Origin of the sequence: Streptomyces sp. NPDC058685 (genome assembly GCF_042714725.1) — a bacterium.
Taxonomy (GTDB): domain Bacteria; phylum Actinomycetota; class Actinomycetes; order Streptomycetales; family Streptomycetaceae; genus Streptomyces.
Genome location: NZ_JBHXSL010000045.1, coordinates 16,536 through 32,358 on the forward strand (window position 1 = coordinate 16,536; position 15,823 = coordinate 32,358).

Sequence of the window (15,823 nt, forward strand, 5' to 3'; positions counted from 1 at the left end):
CGGCGCTCGGCTAGCCTGGCTGCACGATGAACCGTCTGACCACCTCCTGGGGCGACCTCAGGCTCGCCCGCTTCCCCGAAGATCCCCGCGACACCCTCCGCGCATGGGACGCCGCCGACGAGTACCTGTTGCGCCGGCTCGAGGAGACCGACGACGCGGATCCGGCGGACCTGTCCGGCACCGTGGTCGTGGTGGGCGACCGGTGGGGTGCGCTCACCGCCTCGCTCGCCGCGCACGGCCCCGTACAGATCACCGACTCGTACCTCGGCCAGGAGGCCACCCGCGCGAATCTGGCGCGCAACGGCATCGACTCCGCCTCCGTGCGGCTGCTGTCCGCCCGGGACACTCCGCCCGAGCGCATCGACGTCCTCCTGGTGCGGGTGCCGAAGAGCCTCGCGCTCCTGGAGGACCAGCTGCACCGGCTCGCGCCCGCGGTGCACCCGGGCACCCTGGTCATCGGTACCGGCATGGTGAGTGAGATCCACACCTCGACGCTGCGGCTGTTCGAGCGGATCATCGGCCCGACGCGGACCTCGCTCGCGGTGAAGAAGGCGCGGCTCATCTTCTGCACGCCCGATCCGGCGCTGACCCCCGGGCCCAGCCCCTGGCCGCTGCGCTACACCCTGCCCGACGACATCGGTGAGCTGGCGGGCCGGTCCGTCACCAACCACGCGGGCATCTTCTGCGCCGACCGGCTCGACATCGGCACGCGGTTCTTCCTGCGGCATCTGCCGGAGCGCAGCGGCCCCGCCCATGTGGTGGACCTCGGCTGCGGAAACGGCGTCGTCGGCACCGCCGCCGCTCTCGCCGGCCCGGAGACCTCGGTGACCTTCGCCGACGAATCCTTCTCCGCCGTGGACTCCGCACGCGCCACCTACCGCGAGAACGTCGCCGACGCGTCGAGGGCGACCTTCCTCGTGGGCGACGGGCTCGCGGAGCTGCCGGACGGCTCCGCCGATCTCGTCCTGAACAATCCGCCGTTCCATTCGCACCGGGCGACGACGGACACGACGGCCCGCCGGATGTTCGCAGACGCCCGCCGCGTCCTGCGCCCCGGCGGCGAGCTGTGGGTGATCGGCAACCGGCACCTCGGCTACCACGTGCGGCTGCGGCGGCTCTTCGGCAACTGCGAGGTCGTGGCGAGCGACCCGAAGTTCGTGGTCCTCAAGGCCGTCCGGCCCTAGGGCCGGCCCTCCGGACGGCCGAGAGGGGCCGTTTGCCGAGCGGACGCGGGTGATGACCGCGCACGGCTCTTGGCCTGGGGCTCCGGCTGCCCGAGACTGACCCGATGACGCAGCGCGTGGATCTCGCGACGATGATGGACCGCCTCGCCATCGACGAACTGGTCACCGGTTACGCGGTGGCCGTGGACGACGCCGACTGGCACGCCTATCGGGCCCTGTTCACCGGGGACGGGCGCGCCGACTACCGCAGTTCCGGCGGGATCGAGGGCTCCGCCGCCGAGGTCGCCGACTGGCTGGCGGAGACGATGAGCATCTTTCCCGTACGCCAGCACCTGATCGTCAACCGGCGTCTGCACATCCAGGATCTGGGGGGCTATCCGGGTGACGGCGCCGAGCTCCAGGCCGACTACGTGAATCCAATGCGGATGGAGTCGGGCGACGACTTTCTCTCCGGCGGCCGCTACACCTTCCATGTACTCCGCACGGACGAGGGCTGGCGGCTGAACCATGTGCTGATCACCGAGAAGTGGCGGCGCGGTACCGGAGCGCTTGCCGACAGCAGATAGGGGCACGCTGTCGGTGCGGGACCCCCTCGCGCACACTGGAGGGGGACGGCTCGCGGCCCGTCCGGGCGGTCCCTTCCAGGCAGGACGAGGAGGCGCGTCATGCGGATTCCGGTCGGCCGGAGCCGGCGGGAGGGCAGCGAGCCCCGACGACGGACCGGAGACGACGCGGGGTGGCAGCGTGCCCGGCGACTCCTCACCACCCCCCGCGGGCGCGCGGTCGCCGCCGTCCTGGCCGGCGCGCTGCCCGCGCTCGCCTTCCCCGAACCGTCGCTCTGGTGGTTCGCCTATGTGGCGCTGGTGCCGTGGATGCTGCTGGTGCGCACGGCGGCGACCGGGCGCCGTGCGGCGCTGGAGGGCTGGCTCGGCGGTCTGGGCTTCATGGTCGCCGTGCATCACTGGCTCATGCCGAGCCTGCATGTGTTCATCGTCGTGCTGGCGGCGCTGCTGGGGCTGCTGTGGGCGCCCTGGGGATGGCTGGTCCGCTCCCTGCTCGGCGGCATGCCGTCACCCGCGCGTGCCGCGGCGGCTCTCGCCGTGGTCCCCTCCGGGTGGCTGATGATCGAACTGGCCCGGTCCTGGGAGGGGTTGGGCGGCCCGTGGGGACTGCTCGGCGCCAGCCAGTGGGAGGTCTCCCCCGCGCTGCGTCTGGCGTCGGTGGGCGGTGTGTGGCTGGTGAGCCTGCTCGTGCTCGCGGTGAACACCGCGGTGACCGTGCTGATAGCGGTGCCCAGGGCCCGTACCACCGCGGTGGGCGGCACGGTCGCCTGTGCGCTGGCCACTACGGCGGCATGGATGTGGGCTCCGCAGCCGGAGTCGTCGGGCCGGACCCGGATCGCGGTCGTCCAGCCGGGGGTGATCAACGGCATCGGCGGCGAGGACAAGCGCTTCGAGCGCAGCGAGCAGCTGACGCGTGAGCTGGCCGGCCAGGACGTCGACCTGGTCGTCTGGGGCGAGAGCAGTGTGGGCTCGGACCTGCGCGAACGCCCCGATCTGGCGGCGCGTCTCGCGGTGCTGTCGCGGGCGGTCGGTGCCGATCTGCTGGTCAATGTCGACGCCCGGCGGGTGGACGCCTCCGGGCAGAGCGGGATCTTCAAGAGCTCGGTCCTGGTCGGTCCGCAGGGGCCGACCGGTGATCGCTACGACAAGATGCGTCTGGTGCCGTTCGGTGAGTACATCCCGGCACGTGATCTGCTCGGCTGGGCGACCTCCGTGGGCAAGGCGGCCGGCGAGGACCGGCTGCGCGGCACGCGTCCCGTGGTGATGGTGCTGCCGGGCGAGGGCGCCGACCGGCTGCGCCTCGGTCCTCTGGTCTGCTTCGAGTCGGCGTTCCCCGACATGAGCCGCAGGCTCACCCGTGACGGTGCCCAGGTGCTCATCGCACAGTCGGCGACGTCGTCCTTCCAGAGCAGCTGGGCACCGGAGCAGCACGCGTCGCTGGCGGCCCTGCGGGCGGCGGAGAGCGGGCGGCCGATGGTGCACGCCACGCTCACCGGCGTCAGTTCGGTACACGACGCGCGCGGCGGCCGGGTGGGGCAGCCGCTCGGTACGGACGAGAGCACGGCGGCGGTCTACGACATACCGCTGGCGCGCGGGACGACCGCGTACGTGCGGTTCGGCGACTGGGCGGTGTACGGCGCGCTCGCCGTGCTGGCCCTGTGGCTGGCGTCCGAAGGGGCGCGGACCTTCAGGCGGCCTGCTCGAGAGCCCGAAGCACCACCCGTTCGCACAGTTCGTGAGTCCTCAGGGCGTCCTGGGCACTGAGGAACTTCCCCGCGCGCACCGCTTCGAGGAACGACGTCACCGACTGCTCGATACCGCGCTGGCGGGCCACCGGCACCCAGTCGCCGCGCCGGCGCACGCTCGGCTGCCCCTTGTGGTCGACGACTTCGGCGAGGTTGCGCACCTCGCGCTTGGTGTCCTGGCCGGACACCTCGAGGATCTCCTCGGCGGAGCCGCTCATCCGGTTCATCGTGCCGATGGCGGTGAATCCCTCGCCGGACAGCTGAAGGACGACGTGGTGCATCCGCCCGTCGACGATGCGGGCCCGCACATCGCTGTGCTCGACCGTGCCGGGGGCGAGGAAGCGCAGGGTGTCGACGACGTGGATGAAGTCGTCGAGCACGAGGGTGCGGGGGTCCTCGGGGAGACCGACGCGGTTCTTCTGCATCAGGATCAGGTCGCGCGGGTGCTCCAGGCACTGGGCGTACCCCGGCGCGAGCCGTCGGTTGAATCCGACGGCCAGGCTGGTGCCGCGCGATTCGGAGAGGTCCACGAGCCGTTCGGAGTCGGCGAGTTCGTAGGCGAGGGGCTTGTCGACGTAGGTCGGCACACCCGCTTCGAGGAGACGGCCGACGATCTCCGCGTGCGTCGCTGTCGGCGCGTGCACGAAGGCGGCGTCGAGGCCCTGGTCCAGCAGCCGGCCGAGGTCGGTGTGGCGCTGGGCGGCGGGGATGCGGTGCGTCTCGGCGACCCGGGTCAGGGTGGCAGGCGTGCGGGTCTGCAGATGCAGCTCGATGCCTGGCAGGGCGCCCAGCACCGGCAGATAGGCCTTCTGCGCGATGTCGCCGAGTCCGATGCAGCCGACCTTCACGGGGCCTCCCTCACGCTGTGTCTCACCCGTGTGCCCGGTCAGCATACGGGCGACGGGGTGGCTGCCAGTCGGCGATGCCGTCGAAGGTCCGCAGCACCACACCCGGTCCGAGCCGGGAGACGGCGGACATCAGGGTGTTGCGCGCGGCGACCGCCGGCGTGCTGGTCAGCGACATCGCCCGGGCGACCCGGGCCGCCTTGCGGACGACGGTGGTGGTCCGCGGGAGCCGGTCCGCGCTGTAGGCGGCGAGGCCCGCCCCCAGGTCCGCTCCCGGGGTGACGTGGTGGGCGAGGACGATGCCGTCCTCGATCGCCTGGTTGCCGCCCTGGCCCAGCGTGGGCGCCATGGCGTGGGCGGAGTCGCCGACGAGAACGGTGCGGCCGCCGTGGAAGGCGGGCAGGGGGTCGATGAGGTGGTGGACGTCGTTGCGCAGCACCTGACCGGGGTCCGCGGCGGCGATGACGGCCGGGATCGGATCGTGCCAGTCCCCGAACCGGCGCAGGAGTTCGGCCTTCTCGTCGTCCGCGCGGTCGCCGGCGGGTGCGACGGCCGCCGCGTAGGCGTAGATCCTGTCGTCCTTGAGGGGCTGGGTGCCCCACAGGGTGCCGGCGCCCCAGGTTTCGTGCGGTGCGAAGGGCCTGCCGAGGGCCGGCACCACGACGCGCCAGGTGGTGAATCCGGAGTAGGCCGGGCCCTGATGGGCGGGGAACAGCGCGCTGCGGACGGCCGAGTGGATTCCGTCGGCGCCGACGACGAGTTCGGCCTCGAACTCCGCGTCCGCGGTCGTGACTCGGGCCGGGCGTCCGTCCACGGCGCCGGGGTCTGTGAGCCGGGCCGCGCTCGCGGTGCGCACGGCTCCCGCCGGCAGCAGGGCTGCGATGCGGTCGACCAGGGTGGCGCGGTGGAGAAGGACCAGGGGTCCGCCGAAGCGTTCGGCGGCGGCCGCGCTGTTCGTGCGGGCGAGCCACCGGCCGCGCGGGGTGCGCATGCCGCCGTCGCCCTGCCACGCGGCCAGCTCCCGGATGTCGTCGCCGAGGCCGATGACGTCGAGCGCGCGCTGACCGTTGGGGGCGAGGCCGATGCCGGCACCGACCGGCTCCAGGGAGGCTGCCTGTTCCAGGACGGTGACCTGCCAGCCGCTTCGGTGCAGGGCCACAGCGGCGGTCAGGCCGCCGATTCCGCTGCCGATGACGACGGCACGGGACTCGGACATGGCTCCTCCTCATACGCGCACTACACGTGTAGTGACATGCTGAGCGTACTACAGCTGTAGTTCCGCGGGTAGGTTGGGCCCATGGCAGAACGCACCACTCCCGGCTCCCACCGCGCCACTCCCGGCACCTCCCGCACGGCCCCCGGCACCTCCCGCACCGATCTGATCGCCGACGCCGCGCTCGCCCTGCTCGCCGAGCGCGGTATGCGCGGTCTCACCCACCGGGCGGTGGACGAGGCCGCGGGCCTCCCCCAGGGCTCGACGTCCAATCACGCCCGCACCCGGCTGGCCCTCCTGGAGGCCGCGGTACGGCGTCTGGCCGACCGCGAGGCGGCCGTTCTGACACCGGGCGAGCTGTCGGCCGCGGGCGACGGCGGCGGGGGCCTGGCGGACGCGCTGGCGCTCGCGCTGCACCGCTACCTCACGCGCCATCGCGAACTGCTCGTCGCCCGCTACGAACTCGCCCTGGAGGCCACCCGCAGACCGGAGCTGCGCGAGTACTACGACGCCGCGGGCAGCCGCTTCCGGACCATGCTGAACGCCCTGATGACAGCGGCCGGTTCAGCGGAACCGGAACGCCATGCGCTGTCCCTCGTGGCCTGGTGCGAAGGGCTGATGTTCGCCTGCGCCGTGGGGTCGTATCACGCTGCCGTCCCCGACCGGGGGGAGCTGCGCACGGGGTTCACGGAGCTGCTGCGGGGGATGCTCGGCGAAAATGCCCTGGCGGGCGGCGGGCCGGTCCCCCAGGATGATCGCCATGACGAGGACTGAGCGCACCGAACCGTCCACCACCGCAGACGAACAGGCCATGCTGACGGGCTGGTTGGAGTACCACCGCGAAACGCTGGAATTGAAGTGCGCGGGGCTCACCGACGAGCAGTTGCGCACTCGGTCCGTGCCACCGTCCGGGATATCGCTGCTCGGACTCGTACGGCACATGGCGGAGGTCGAACGCGGCTGGTTCCGCGACGTCTTCGCGGGCGAGAACGTGCCCACGCTCTACTGCGAGGAGGACAGGGACGGGGACTTCCATGTCACGGACCAGGACACCTGGTCCGAGGCGCACACCGCGTGGCAGACGGAGATCGCGCGGGCCAGGGAACTGGTCGCGGGCCGCTCGCTGGACGATGTCGCGGCCGGCACCACGCGATCCGGGAGGGCCTTCAACCTGCGGTGGATCATGACGCACATGATCGAGGAGTACGCGCGCCACAACGGTCACGCCGACCTCGTACGGGAGCGGATCGACGGCACCACGGGCGAGTGACCCGCCCGCGGCCGGGGCCGATGTCACTCGTGAGGGCCTTTGTGGACCGGTCGGGCGGTGAACCGGCCCGGCGACCGCCAGAGTTGATCGTGTGCAGCGATCATCGACGCGGCGACCACAGACCGCCGCGAAAGTCCTGGTAGGAGTGGCCGCCTGGGCCGCGTGGATTCTGTCCGTGACAGGCTGCGTGACCGTGGCCCCGGGGCCCGCTCCGATTCCCGCACCGGCCGGCAGCCGCCCGGTGCAGGCGGTGGAGCCCCGGATCGGCCCGGCTCCCGCGCGCGAGGCCCTGGCGCCACCGGCAGTACGGGGGACCACTCCCCCGCCCGCTGCGAGGCCACCGTCCGACGCCGCCGTACCGCGCGGCCACGACCCCTCCGTCGTCCCGCCGCGGCAGGCACGGCCGGCTCCTCCGACGCCGCGGGCGCTGCCGCCCGTGGTGCCGACGTCGCGGCCCGACGTCTGCGCGCTGAGCGAGGGCTACGGGGGCTGGCGACCGGACAGCGCGCAGGCACGCATCTGCCGGGAGACGTACGGACGTTGAGCCGGGCCACTGCCCGGGCGGGAAGATCCTGACCCGAGCCGCGGGCCCGCCCGGGGCCCTGCACGGCTCTCCGGCCCCTCCGGCAGTGCAGGGTCCTCATCCCGCCAGGGCCCGCCGACGGGGCCCCAGGGCTCTGCCGGCACGGTCTGGCGGGCTCCGCCGGCACGGGACCCGCGCGACTCAGTCGGTGCGCAGCCTCAATCGGTGCGCAGCCTCAGCTCCAGGCGCTCGATGGCCGCCCGGACCCCTCGGCCGTATCCGTCGTCCCCGAGTGCGACCGTCGCCGAGCGGGCCCGGTCGAGATGGATCCTGGCGGCCTGCGGCCGGTGCAGCTTCACATAGTCGGCGGCGAGGTTGAGGTGGAGTGAGGGGTAGAAGGCGCGGACCGCGAGCCCGGCCTGGTGGGCGGCGGTCCGTTGATCGCTCAGCCCCTCCGCCGCGGCCAGTGCCCGCAGGTCCCATTCCAACTCGTCCACCGGGTCGTCCTGGGTGTCCGCCATGTAGTGCGCCAGGGTGCAGCGGTGGAGGGGATCCCCCGCCTCCCCGATCTCCGCCCACAGCGCGCCGAAACGGTTGCGCGCCTCTTCGCGGTCACCGCCGTGCAGCAGCATGATCGCCTGCCCGATCCGGGTCATGACGGCGTCCTCCGACGCCTCCTGCTGCTCCACCACTGCCGCCTCCCGCATCCGTGCGCCCGACGTGCGACCGTGGCGCCGCCCGCTCGGCACGGACGCCACGATCACGACGCTAGCCGCCGCCACCGACAATGCCGCACAGGCTCGGGCAGGCGGCCCGTGCCTGTCAGCCGGGTGCGCGAACGGATCAGCCGAGGTCCGGGATACGCCAGTCGATGGGCGCGTGGCCCTGTGCGGCGACGGCCTCGTTGATCTGGGTGAAGGGCCGGGATCCGAAGAACCTCTTCGCCGACAGCGGTGAGGGGTGGGCGCCCTTCACCACCACATGGCGCTGCTCGTCGATGAGCGGAAGCTTCTTCTGCGCGTAGTTCCCCCACAGGACGAACACGGCCGGGTCCGGGCGCGACGCCACGGCGGTGATCACCGCGTCCGTCACCTTCTCCCACCCCTTGCCCTTGTGGGAGTTGGCCTCGCCTGCGCGGACGGTCAGCACCGCGTTGAGCAGCAGCACGCCCTGCTCGGCCCACGGCATCAGATAGCCGTTGTCCGGGATCGGGAGGCCGAGCTCGGCCTGCATCTCCTTGTAGATGTTCCGCAGGGAGGGCGGGGTCCTGACGCCCGGCCGCACCGAGAAGCAGAGCCCGTGGCCCTGCCCTTCGCCGTGGTACGGGTCCTGGCCGAGGACCAGCACCTTGACCCGGTCGTAGGGCGTGGCGTCCAGCGCGGCGAAGACCTCTTCGCGCGGCGGGTACACCGGCCCCCTGGCGCGCTCGTCCTCGACGAAGTCGATGAGCTCCTTGAAGTACGGCTTCTGCAGCTCGTCGCCGAGGACGCCGCGCCAGGACTCGGGCAGCATGTCGGTGTCGGTCACGTCAACAACCTCCGGGATGCGATCACTTACCGACCACAGAACCTACCCGGAGGCACTGACAGCGGGTCCTACCAGCTGGCCTTGCGGTACAGCTCCCACATCTGCATGACCGTCTGCGGGTCGAGTGCGAGCTCGCCGCCGCCGATCTCCTCGCTGGCGGCGACGTACAGCTTGCCCTGCCACAGCGGCAGCAGCCGGACGTCGTCGACGAGGATCTCCTGGGCCCGCTCGAACTCGGTCGTGACCGCGCCACGGTCGCTCTCCCGCCGGGAGGCGGGCAGCAGCGTGTCGGTGATCTCCTTGTTCTCGTACGGCGTGCTCAGCACGTTCTTCTCGCCGACGAACGGAGCGATGAAGTTGTCCGGGTCCGGGAAGTCGGGGAACCAGCCTCGGCCGAAGACGGGGTAGGTGCCGGACTTGTAGCCCTGCTGGAACTCCTTCTCCGGCTTGCCCTGGATCGTGATCTTGAACAGACCGGACGCGTCCAGCTGCCTCTTGAGCTCGCGGAACTCCAGTGCCGTCGCCGAGCCGTAACGGTCGGTGGTGTACCAGAAGGTCAGAGGCACCGGCTTGTCGATGCCGGCGGTCTCCAGGATGTCCTTGGCCTTGGCCACGCTCGGGTCGCCGAAGCGGTCGAAGTACTCCGTGGTGTGGCCCGCGATGCCCTTCGGAACCATCGAGTACAGCGGCTCGGAGGTGCCCTGGTAGACCTTGTTCACCAGCGCGCCGCGGTCCACGATCTGGGCGATCGCGCGCCGCACGGGGAGCTTGCTCGCCATCGGGTCCTTGGAGTTGAAGACCAGGTAGCGGATGTCGGCGCCGACGGTCTCGACGAGCTGGAGGTGATCGTTCTCGGGGAGCTTCTGCTGGAGTTCGACGACCTCGGGCGCGGTCAGACCGCGGTAGATCGCGTCGATCTCCTTCTTCTTGAGGGACTTGACCATCACGTCGGAGTCACCGTAGTAACGGATCGTGACGGCGTCGTTCTTGCGCTTGGCGAAGCCCGCGTAGGTGTCGTTGCGGGTCAGCTCGGCCTTGTCGCCCTTGTTGTACGAGTCCAGGACGTAGGGTCCGGAACCGGTCAGCCCGCCGTCCTCGCGGAGCTTGTCCGCCGGGTACTCCTTGGGCGGCACGATCGACATGGCGGGCGTGGCGAGGATGAACGGGAACGTGGCGTCCGGGGACTTCAGGCGGAAGCGCACCACACGGTCGCCGGACGTCTCGACCTTGTCGAGGGAACCGAGCAGACCGTTGGGACCACCCTGCACATCGATCTTCTGGATGCGGTCGATCGAGTGCTTCACGGCGGCGGCGTCGAGCGTGTCACCGTTGGAGAACTTCAGCCCCGAGCGCAGCTCGCACTCGAAGACCTTGTTGGCCGGATCCACGAACTGGCACTTCTTCGCCGCATCGGGCTGCGGCGTCGTACTGCCGGTCGGGAAGCTGACGAGCGTCTGGAAGACGTTTCGGAACAACTCCCACGAACCGTCCCAGGCAGCGGCAGGATCGAGCGTCGTGGGCTCACTCGTCGTACCGACTGAAATCTTCTGCTTGCCGTCCGCTTCCGCATCGGAGAACAGACCGCATCCCGCCAGCAGAGATATGGACGCTAGGGCTGCAGCGGCCTGCAGACAGGTCCGGTAGAACACGTGCACGCTCCTCGTTCAGCCATGGGTCGGCCGACCATACCGCAGCGCCCTGCCGGGTCAACCTAAAAGCCCGGCAGGGCACTTGGTTCATTCATGAACAAAACGGTTCAGTTCGCTCAGTGCACGCCCGCATTGAGGAAGATACCGCCGTCGACGACCAGAGTCTGGCCCGTGATCCAGTCCGACTGGTCCGACGTGAGGAACGCGGCGGCACCGCCGATGTCCTCGGGCACACCGAGCCGCGCCAGCGGGTAGGCCGCGGCCGCCTCGGCCTCCCGGCCCTCGTACAGCGCCTCGGCGAACTTCGTCTTGACCACGGCGGGCGCGATCGCGTTCACCCGCACGCCGGGGGCGAACTCGTGGGCCAGCTGGAGGGTCAGATTGACCATGGCCGCCTTACTCATCCCGTACGCGCCGATGAAGGGCGAGGGCGAGATGCCGGCGACCGACGCGATGTTCACGATCGCACCGCCGTTCTCCTTCTGCCACGCCTTCCACGTCTGCTGGGCGAAGCCGAGCGCCGAGATCACGTTGGTCTCGTAGACCTTGCGCGCGACGTTCAGGTCGAGCTCGGCCATCGGTCCGAAGACCGGGTTGGTGCCGGCGTTGTTCACCAGGAAGTCGACCCGGCCGAACGCCTCCATGGTGCGCTCCACCGCGGCCGCCTGGTGGGCCTCGTCGTGGGCCTTGCCCGGGACGGCGATCACCCGGTCGGCGCCGAGCTTCTCCACGGCCTCCTTGAGGGCGTCCTCGCCACGGCCGGTGATGCACACCCGGTCGCCGCGGGCGACGAGCGCCTCGGCGACTCCGTAGCCGATGCCGCGGCTCGCGCCGGTGACCAGCGCGACCTTTCCGCTGTCAGGTACTTCTGCGGTCATGTTCGTGGTCTCCCGGTTCAGTTGAGCGGTCCGCCGGCGACGTACAGGACCTGGCCGGAGACGAAGCCCGCGTCGTCGCCCGTGAAGAAGGCGATGGCGCCGGCGATGTCCTCGGGGTACCCCACGCGCTGGACCGGGATCTGGGTCGCGGCGGCGGCCTGGAACTCCTCGAAGCCCATGCCGACGCGCTCCGCCGTCTGGGCCGTCATCTCGGTGACGATGAACCCGGGCGCGACGGCGTTGGCGGTGATGCCGAACTTGCCGAGCTCCTTGGCGAGGGTCTTGGTGAAGCCCTGGAGGCCGGCCTTGACCGCGGCGTAGTTGGCCTGCCCGCGGTTGCCCAGCGCGGAGCTGGAGGACAGCGAGACGATACGGCCGAAGCCGGCGTCGACCATGTGCTTCTGGCACGCCTTGGCCATCAGGAACGCGCCCTTGAGGTGCACGTTCATCACGGTGTCCCAGTCGGACTCGCTCATCTTGAAGAGCAGGTTGTCGCGGAGCACGCCCGCGTTGTTCACGAGGATCGTCGGCGCGCCGAGCTCGGCGGCGACGCGCGCCACGGCGGCCTCCACCTGAGCACTGTCGGAGACGTCGCAGCCGACGGCGAGCGCCGTGCCGCCCGCCGCGGTGATCTTCTCGACCGTGTCCTTGCATGCCGCCTCGTCGAGGTCGAGTACGGCTACGGCACGGCCCTCGGCCGCCAGCCGGACCGCGGTGGCTGCGCCAATGCCGCGCGCCCCGCCGGTCACGACAGCGACGCGCTGCTCGGTGGTGGACATGCTGGTTCTCCTCGCCCTTGGATGCGGCTCATCCGGTACGTCCCGACGGATGAGCGACCGCTTAGTACCTTCAGCAGACGAGACGCTAGAAGCCATGGCACGCGGTGTCAACGGCCCACCGCGTGCGCCGGGTCACTCACCGTACGAGCAGCTCCAGCAACCGTTCGGCCTCGGCCTGCGGATCGGCGGTCAGCCCGGTGTGCACCGGGCCGGGCTGGACGACGGTCGAGCGCGGTGCGATCAGCCAGCGGAACCGGCGGCCGGCGTCGTCGCGGGACGCCTGACCCGCGTCGTCCCCGCCGCGGCAGACGCCCTCGACGGCGTGCAGAGCGGCCCGTACTCCCGTCACATCGGCATGCGGGTCCAGCGCCTTGAGCTTCACCTCGTCCAGGTGCGTACGGGCGGCGACGAACGACCGGGCCCGGCAGTAGACCACCACGCCCGCGTTGAAGAACTCACCGCGCTCCACACGGGGCACGACCCGCAGCACCGCGTACTCGAAGACCTCACGCTCGCTCATTCGCCGGCCGCCTTCTGTGCCTTGGTCGGGTGCGGCCAGGGGGTCAGATGCTGGGTCAGCCAGCCGGGAGCCTGGGAGGGCCGGGGCCTGGACGGCGCGGTCAGCGTGATCCGTTCGTGGATGGTCGCCGCGCGGGCGAGCAGCGGCTCGACATAGGCGCGCCGCAGGGCGTCGGTGGTCTCGAAGCCGGGCTCGTCGACCAGCCACTCGTCGGGGACGTCCGCGGCGGCCTCGGTCAGCAGTTCCTCCGTCACGAGCGGTGCGAGCTCGGCAGCGGCGGCGGCGATGTCGGGCCGGAACGGCGCGAGCGCGTGGTCGGACGCGTCGTACGGCTTGGCGGCGGAGGCGGCGGCTCCGGGCCAGTTGTGGTGCCAGATCATGGTGGCTCCATGATCGATGAGCCACAGGTCCCCGTGCCACACCAGCATGTTGGGGTTGCGCCACGAGCGGTCGACGTTGTTGATCAGCGCGTCGAACCAGACGACCTTGCCGGCTTCCGCCGGGTCCACCTCGTAGGCCAGCGGGTCGAAGCCGATCGAGCCCGGCAGGAAGTCCATGCCGAGGTTCAGTCCGCCGCTCGCCTTCAGCAGCTCCTGCACCTCCTGGTCGGGCTCGCCGAGGCCGATGACCGGGTCGAGCTGCATGGTGACCAGATCGGGCACGCGCAGGCCGAGCCGGCGGCCCAGCTGTCCGCAGATGACCTCGGCGACCAGGGTCTTGCGGCCCTGCCCTGCGCCGGTGAACTTCATGACGTACGTGCCGAGATCGTCGGCCTCGACGATGCCGGGGAGCGAGCCGCCCTCACGCAGGGGCGTGACGTAGCGGGTCGCTGTGACTTCGGGGAGCATGGCCCCACAGTACTTCGGGGCCGCGGGCATGATCGCGAGGTTATTCGCTTGCTCCGGCCCTCCGGAACCTGAGCACGATGCCCCATGAGTGATCACATCGAAGCCCCCGGCTTCCCCCGCCAGTTCGCCCGTACCCGCCGCTTCTCCCTGGGTGTCCCCCGGCTCCTCACCGTCTCGCCCGACGGCCGGCGTGTGCTCTTCGTCCGCGGCACGGCCGGCGACGACCCGGTGAGCCGGCTGTGGATCCATGAGGCGGGCCGGGAGCGTGTGCTCGCCGATCCGGCAGCTCTCGGCGGGCGGGACGACGAACCGGAGGCCGAGAGGGTCCGCAGGGAACGCGCCCGGGTGACCTCCTCGGGAGTGGTGTCCTACGCGACCGACGCCGACGGGGTGCTCGTCGCCTTCGCGCTGGGTGGTGAGTTGTGGACGGTACGGACCGACGGAGGCGCACCGTGCCGGATCGCCACCGCAGGCCCGGTGGTCGATCCGCGTCCGTCGCCGGACGGCACGGCCATCGCCTACGTCACCGGGGGTGCACTGCGTGCCGTGCGGACCGATGGATCGGACGACCGGCTGCTCGCCGCCCCGGAGGGTCCCGAGGTGACCTGGGGCCTCGCGGACCATGTGGCGGCCGAGTCGATCGGACGGTCCCGCGGCCACTGGTGGTCACCCGGCTCGGACGCCCTGCTGGTGGCCCGGGTGGACAACTCCCGCGTCCAGCGCTGGTACATCGGCGACCCGTCCGAGCCGGCCAAGGAGCCGCGGTCGGTCCGCTACCCGGCGGCGGGGACCGCGAACGCGGAGGTGTCCCTGCACATCGTGCGTCTCGACGGCACCGACCGGACCACGGCCGTACGGCTGCCGGCCGCCGCGGACGCGGAGACCCACGAGCCGGGGACCTGGACCGACACCGCCTTCGAATACGTCACCGCGGTCTCGTGGGACGCGCTCGGCCCGCTGGTCGGGGTCCAGACACGCGACCAGCGCACCGCCCAGCTGCTGGCCGTCGATCCGGAGTCGGGCGCGACCGAGGTGCTGCACACACGGCGCGATCCGGCGTGGGTCGACCTGGTGCCGGGCGACCCCGGCCGCACCTCGCTGGGCACTGCCATCCGCACCTTCGTCCGCCCGGACGGGACGCGGGGTCTGCGCGTCGGCGACGATGCCTCCCCGGCCGGACTGCACGTCCGTGAGGTGGTCGGCACGGTGGGCGGGCGGGTGTGGTTCACCGCGAACGAGGACCCCACCGAGGTCCATGTCTGGTGCTACGGCCCGGAGTCCGGTTTCGTTCGCCTCAGCGAAGCCGCCGGTGTGCACACGGCCTCCGTCGGCGGGGAAACCGTGGTCCTGGACAGCGTCACGGACGAGGGCCGCACGGTGACCGTCGTCGAGGCGGGCCGGCCGGTCGGGCGGATCGCCGTGCTGGCCGAGCAACCGCTCGTCACACCCCGGCCGGTGTTCCTCTCGCTCGGCAGGCGTGAACTGCGCAGCCAGCTCTACCTCCCCTCCTGGTACGAGCCGGGCTCGGCTCGACTGCCGGTGCTGCTCAACCCGTACGCGGGCCCCGGCATGCAGATCGTCGTCCGGGCCGGAGGGTGGTGGACGGCCGTGTCGCAGTGGTTCGCCGAGCAGGGCTTCGCGGTGCTCGTGACGGACGGCCGGGGCACGCCTGGCCGGGGCAGGGAGTGGGAGAAGGCGGTCCGGGGAGACCGGTTGACACCCGCGCTCGACGACCAGATCGACGCCCTGCACGCGGCGGCGGAGCGGCATCCCTTCCTCGATCTGGACGCGGTCGCGATCCGTGGCTGGTCCTACGGCGGATATCTGGCGGCCGGAGCGGTGCTTCACCACCCCGAGGTGTTCCACGCCGCCGTCGCCGGCGCCGCCCCGACGGACCGGCGGCTCTACGACACGCACTGGGAGGAGCGCTTCCTCGGGCACCCCGAGGTCACCCCCGAGACGTACGAGCGCAGTTCACTCGTCCCGTTCGCCCATCAGCTCAGAAGGCCGCTGCTGCTGGTGCACGGGGTGGCGGACGACAATGTGGTTCTCGCCCATATGCTGCGCTTCTCGTCGGCCCTGCTCGCGGCCGGAAGGCCCCACAGTGTGCTCCCGTTGTCGGGGGCGACCCACATGGTCACGCAACAGGACCAGGCGAGCAGCCTTCTGCTGTGGGAGGCCGACTTCCTGAGAAAGTCCTTGAAACTTTGAGAATCTGAACGCTGCCGAAGAGGGGGCCGTACACCATCACGAGGAACCGGCTGATGTCCGGCCGACAG

General features: G+C 71.3%; 15 protein-coding genes. 6 read left to right on the top strand and 9 right to left on the bottom strand.

Translation table 11 applies throughout. The annotated features are described in order from the left end of the window. Window positions 1-26: 26 nt before the first annotated feature. The 3 genes from ACFWU3_RS28170 (at window position 27) to lnt (ending at window position 3,511) form a co-directional block, all read left to right on the top strand. On the top strand, window positions 27-1,184 hold the full coding sequence (locus ACFWU3_RS28170; RefSeq protein ID WP_384443307.1) for a methyltransferase: 1,158 nt from the start codon (window positions 27-29) through the stop codon (window positions 1,182-1,184). Between the two features lie 104 nt (window positions 1,185-1,288). After that, window positions 1,289-1,750: a nuclear transport factor 2 family protein gene (locus ACFWU3_RS28175; RefSeq protein WP_384443310.1), complete on the top strand. Its 462-nt coding sequence runs from the start codon at window positions 1,289-1,291 to the stop codon at window positions 1,748-1,750. Between the two features lie 99 nt (window positions 1,751-1,849). After that, entirely contained in the window at window positions 1,850-3,511 is a 1,662-nt protein-coding gene (gene lnt, locus ACFWU3_RS28180; RefSeq protein WP_384443313.1) for an apolipoprotein N-acyltransferase, read from the top strand. Here the strand turns inward: lnt and ACFWU3_RS28185 are convergent. Both ACFWU3_RS28185 and ACFWU3_RS28190 read right to left on the bottom strand, forming a co-directional pair. Continuing rightward, on the bottom strand, window positions 3,435-4,340 hold the full coding sequence (locus ACFWU3_RS28185) for a Gfo/Idh/MocA family protein (protein WP_384443316.1): 906 nt from the start codon (window positions 4,338-4,340) through the stop codon (window positions 3,435-3,437). The genes lnt and ACFWU3_RS28185 overlap by 77 nt on opposite strands. A 22-nt stretch (window positions 4,341-4,362) precedes the next feature. Next, entirely contained in the window at window positions 4,363-5,553 is a 1,191-nt protein-coding gene (locus ACFWU3_RS28190; protein WP_384443319.1) for an FAD-dependent monooxygenase, read from the bottom strand. Between the two features lie 81 nt (window positions 5,554-5,634). On the opposite strand from ACFWU3_RS28190, the gene ACFWU3_RS28195 reads away from it, so the two are divergent. Both ACFWU3_RS28195 and ACFWU3_RS28200 read left to right on the top strand, forming a co-directional pair. Next, window positions 5,635-6,324, top strand: a complete 690-nt coding sequence (locus tag ACFWU3_RS28195; protein WP_384443322.1) for a TetR/AcrR family transcriptional regulator — start codon at window positions 5,635-5,637, stop codon at window positions 6,322-6,324. Further along, on the top strand, window positions 6,311-6,820 hold the full coding sequence (locus ACFWU3_RS28200) for a DinB family protein (RefSeq protein WP_384443325.1): 510 nt from the start codon (window positions 6,311-6,313) through the stop codon (window positions 6,818-6,820). The genes ACFWU3_RS28195 and ACFWU3_RS28200 overlap by 14 nt, the downstream gene beginning before the upstream one ends. Window positions 6,821-7,561: 741 nt before the next feature. Here ACFWU3_RS28200 and ACFWU3_RS28205 read toward each other — a convergent pair. The 7 genes from ACFWU3_RS28205 to ACFWU3_RS28235 form a co-directional block, all read right to left on the bottom strand. Further along, a complete protein-coding gene (locus tag ACFWU3_RS28205) occupies window positions 7,562-8,035 on the bottom strand; it encodes a hypothetical protein (RefSeq protein WP_384443395.1) in 474 nt (157 codons plus the stop codon). A 151-nt stretch (window positions 8,036-8,186) separates the two neighbouring features. Beyond that, window positions 8,187-8,870 (bottom strand): uracil-DNA glycosylase, encoded by a 684-nt coding sequence (locus ACFWU3_RS28210; RefSeq protein WP_384443328.1) that lies wholly within the window; start codon window positions 8,868-8,870, stop codon window positions 8,187-8,189. Window positions 8,871-8,938: 68 nt separating this feature from the next. Further along, window positions 8,939-10,519, bottom strand: a complete 1,581-nt coding sequence (locus tag ACFWU3_RS28215) for an ABC transporter substrate-binding protein (protein WP_384443330.1) — start codon at window positions 10,517-10,519, stop codon at window positions 8,939-8,941. Between the two features lie 116 nt (window positions 10,520-10,635). Continuing rightward, complete coding sequence (locus tag ACFWU3_RS28220; protein ID WP_356704645.1) at window positions 10,636-11,397, bottom strand: SDR family oxidoreductase; 762 nt, start codon at window positions 11,395-11,397, stop codon at window positions 10,636-10,638. Between the two features lie 17 nt (window positions 11,398-11,414). After that, window positions 11,415-12,176 carry a 3-oxoacyl-ACP reductase FabG gene (fabG, locus tag ACFWU3_RS28225; RefSeq protein WP_384443333.1) on the bottom strand — a complete coding sequence of 254 codons (762 nt, stop codon included), beginning with the start codon at window positions 12,174-12,176 and terminating at the stop codon, window positions 11,415-11,417. 136 nt (window positions 12,177-12,312) lie between these two features. After that, on the bottom strand, window positions 12,313-12,696 hold the full coding sequence (locus ACFWU3_RS28230; RefSeq protein ID WP_327685321.1) for a DUF3037 domain-containing protein: 384 nt from the start codon (window positions 12,694-12,696) through the stop codon (window positions 12,313-12,315). Further along, window positions 12,693-13,544, bottom strand: a complete 852-nt coding sequence (locus ACFWU3_RS28235; protein ID WP_384443336.1) for a HipA family kinase — start codon at window positions 13,542-13,544, stop codon at window positions 12,693-12,695. The genes ACFWU3_RS28230 and ACFWU3_RS28235 overlap by 4 nt, the downstream gene beginning before the upstream one ends. 84 nt (window positions 13,545-13,628) lie before the next feature. Here ACFWU3_RS28235 and ACFWU3_RS28240 point away from each other — a divergent pair, with 84 nt between their 5' ends. Further along, window positions 13,629-15,755: a prolyl oligopeptidase family serine peptidase gene (locus ACFWU3_RS28240; RefSeq protein WP_384443339.1), complete on the top strand. Its 2,127-nt coding sequence runs from the start codon at window positions 13,629-13,631 to the stop codon at window positions 15,753-15,755. Window positions 15,756-15,823 lie beyond the last annotated feature (68 nt).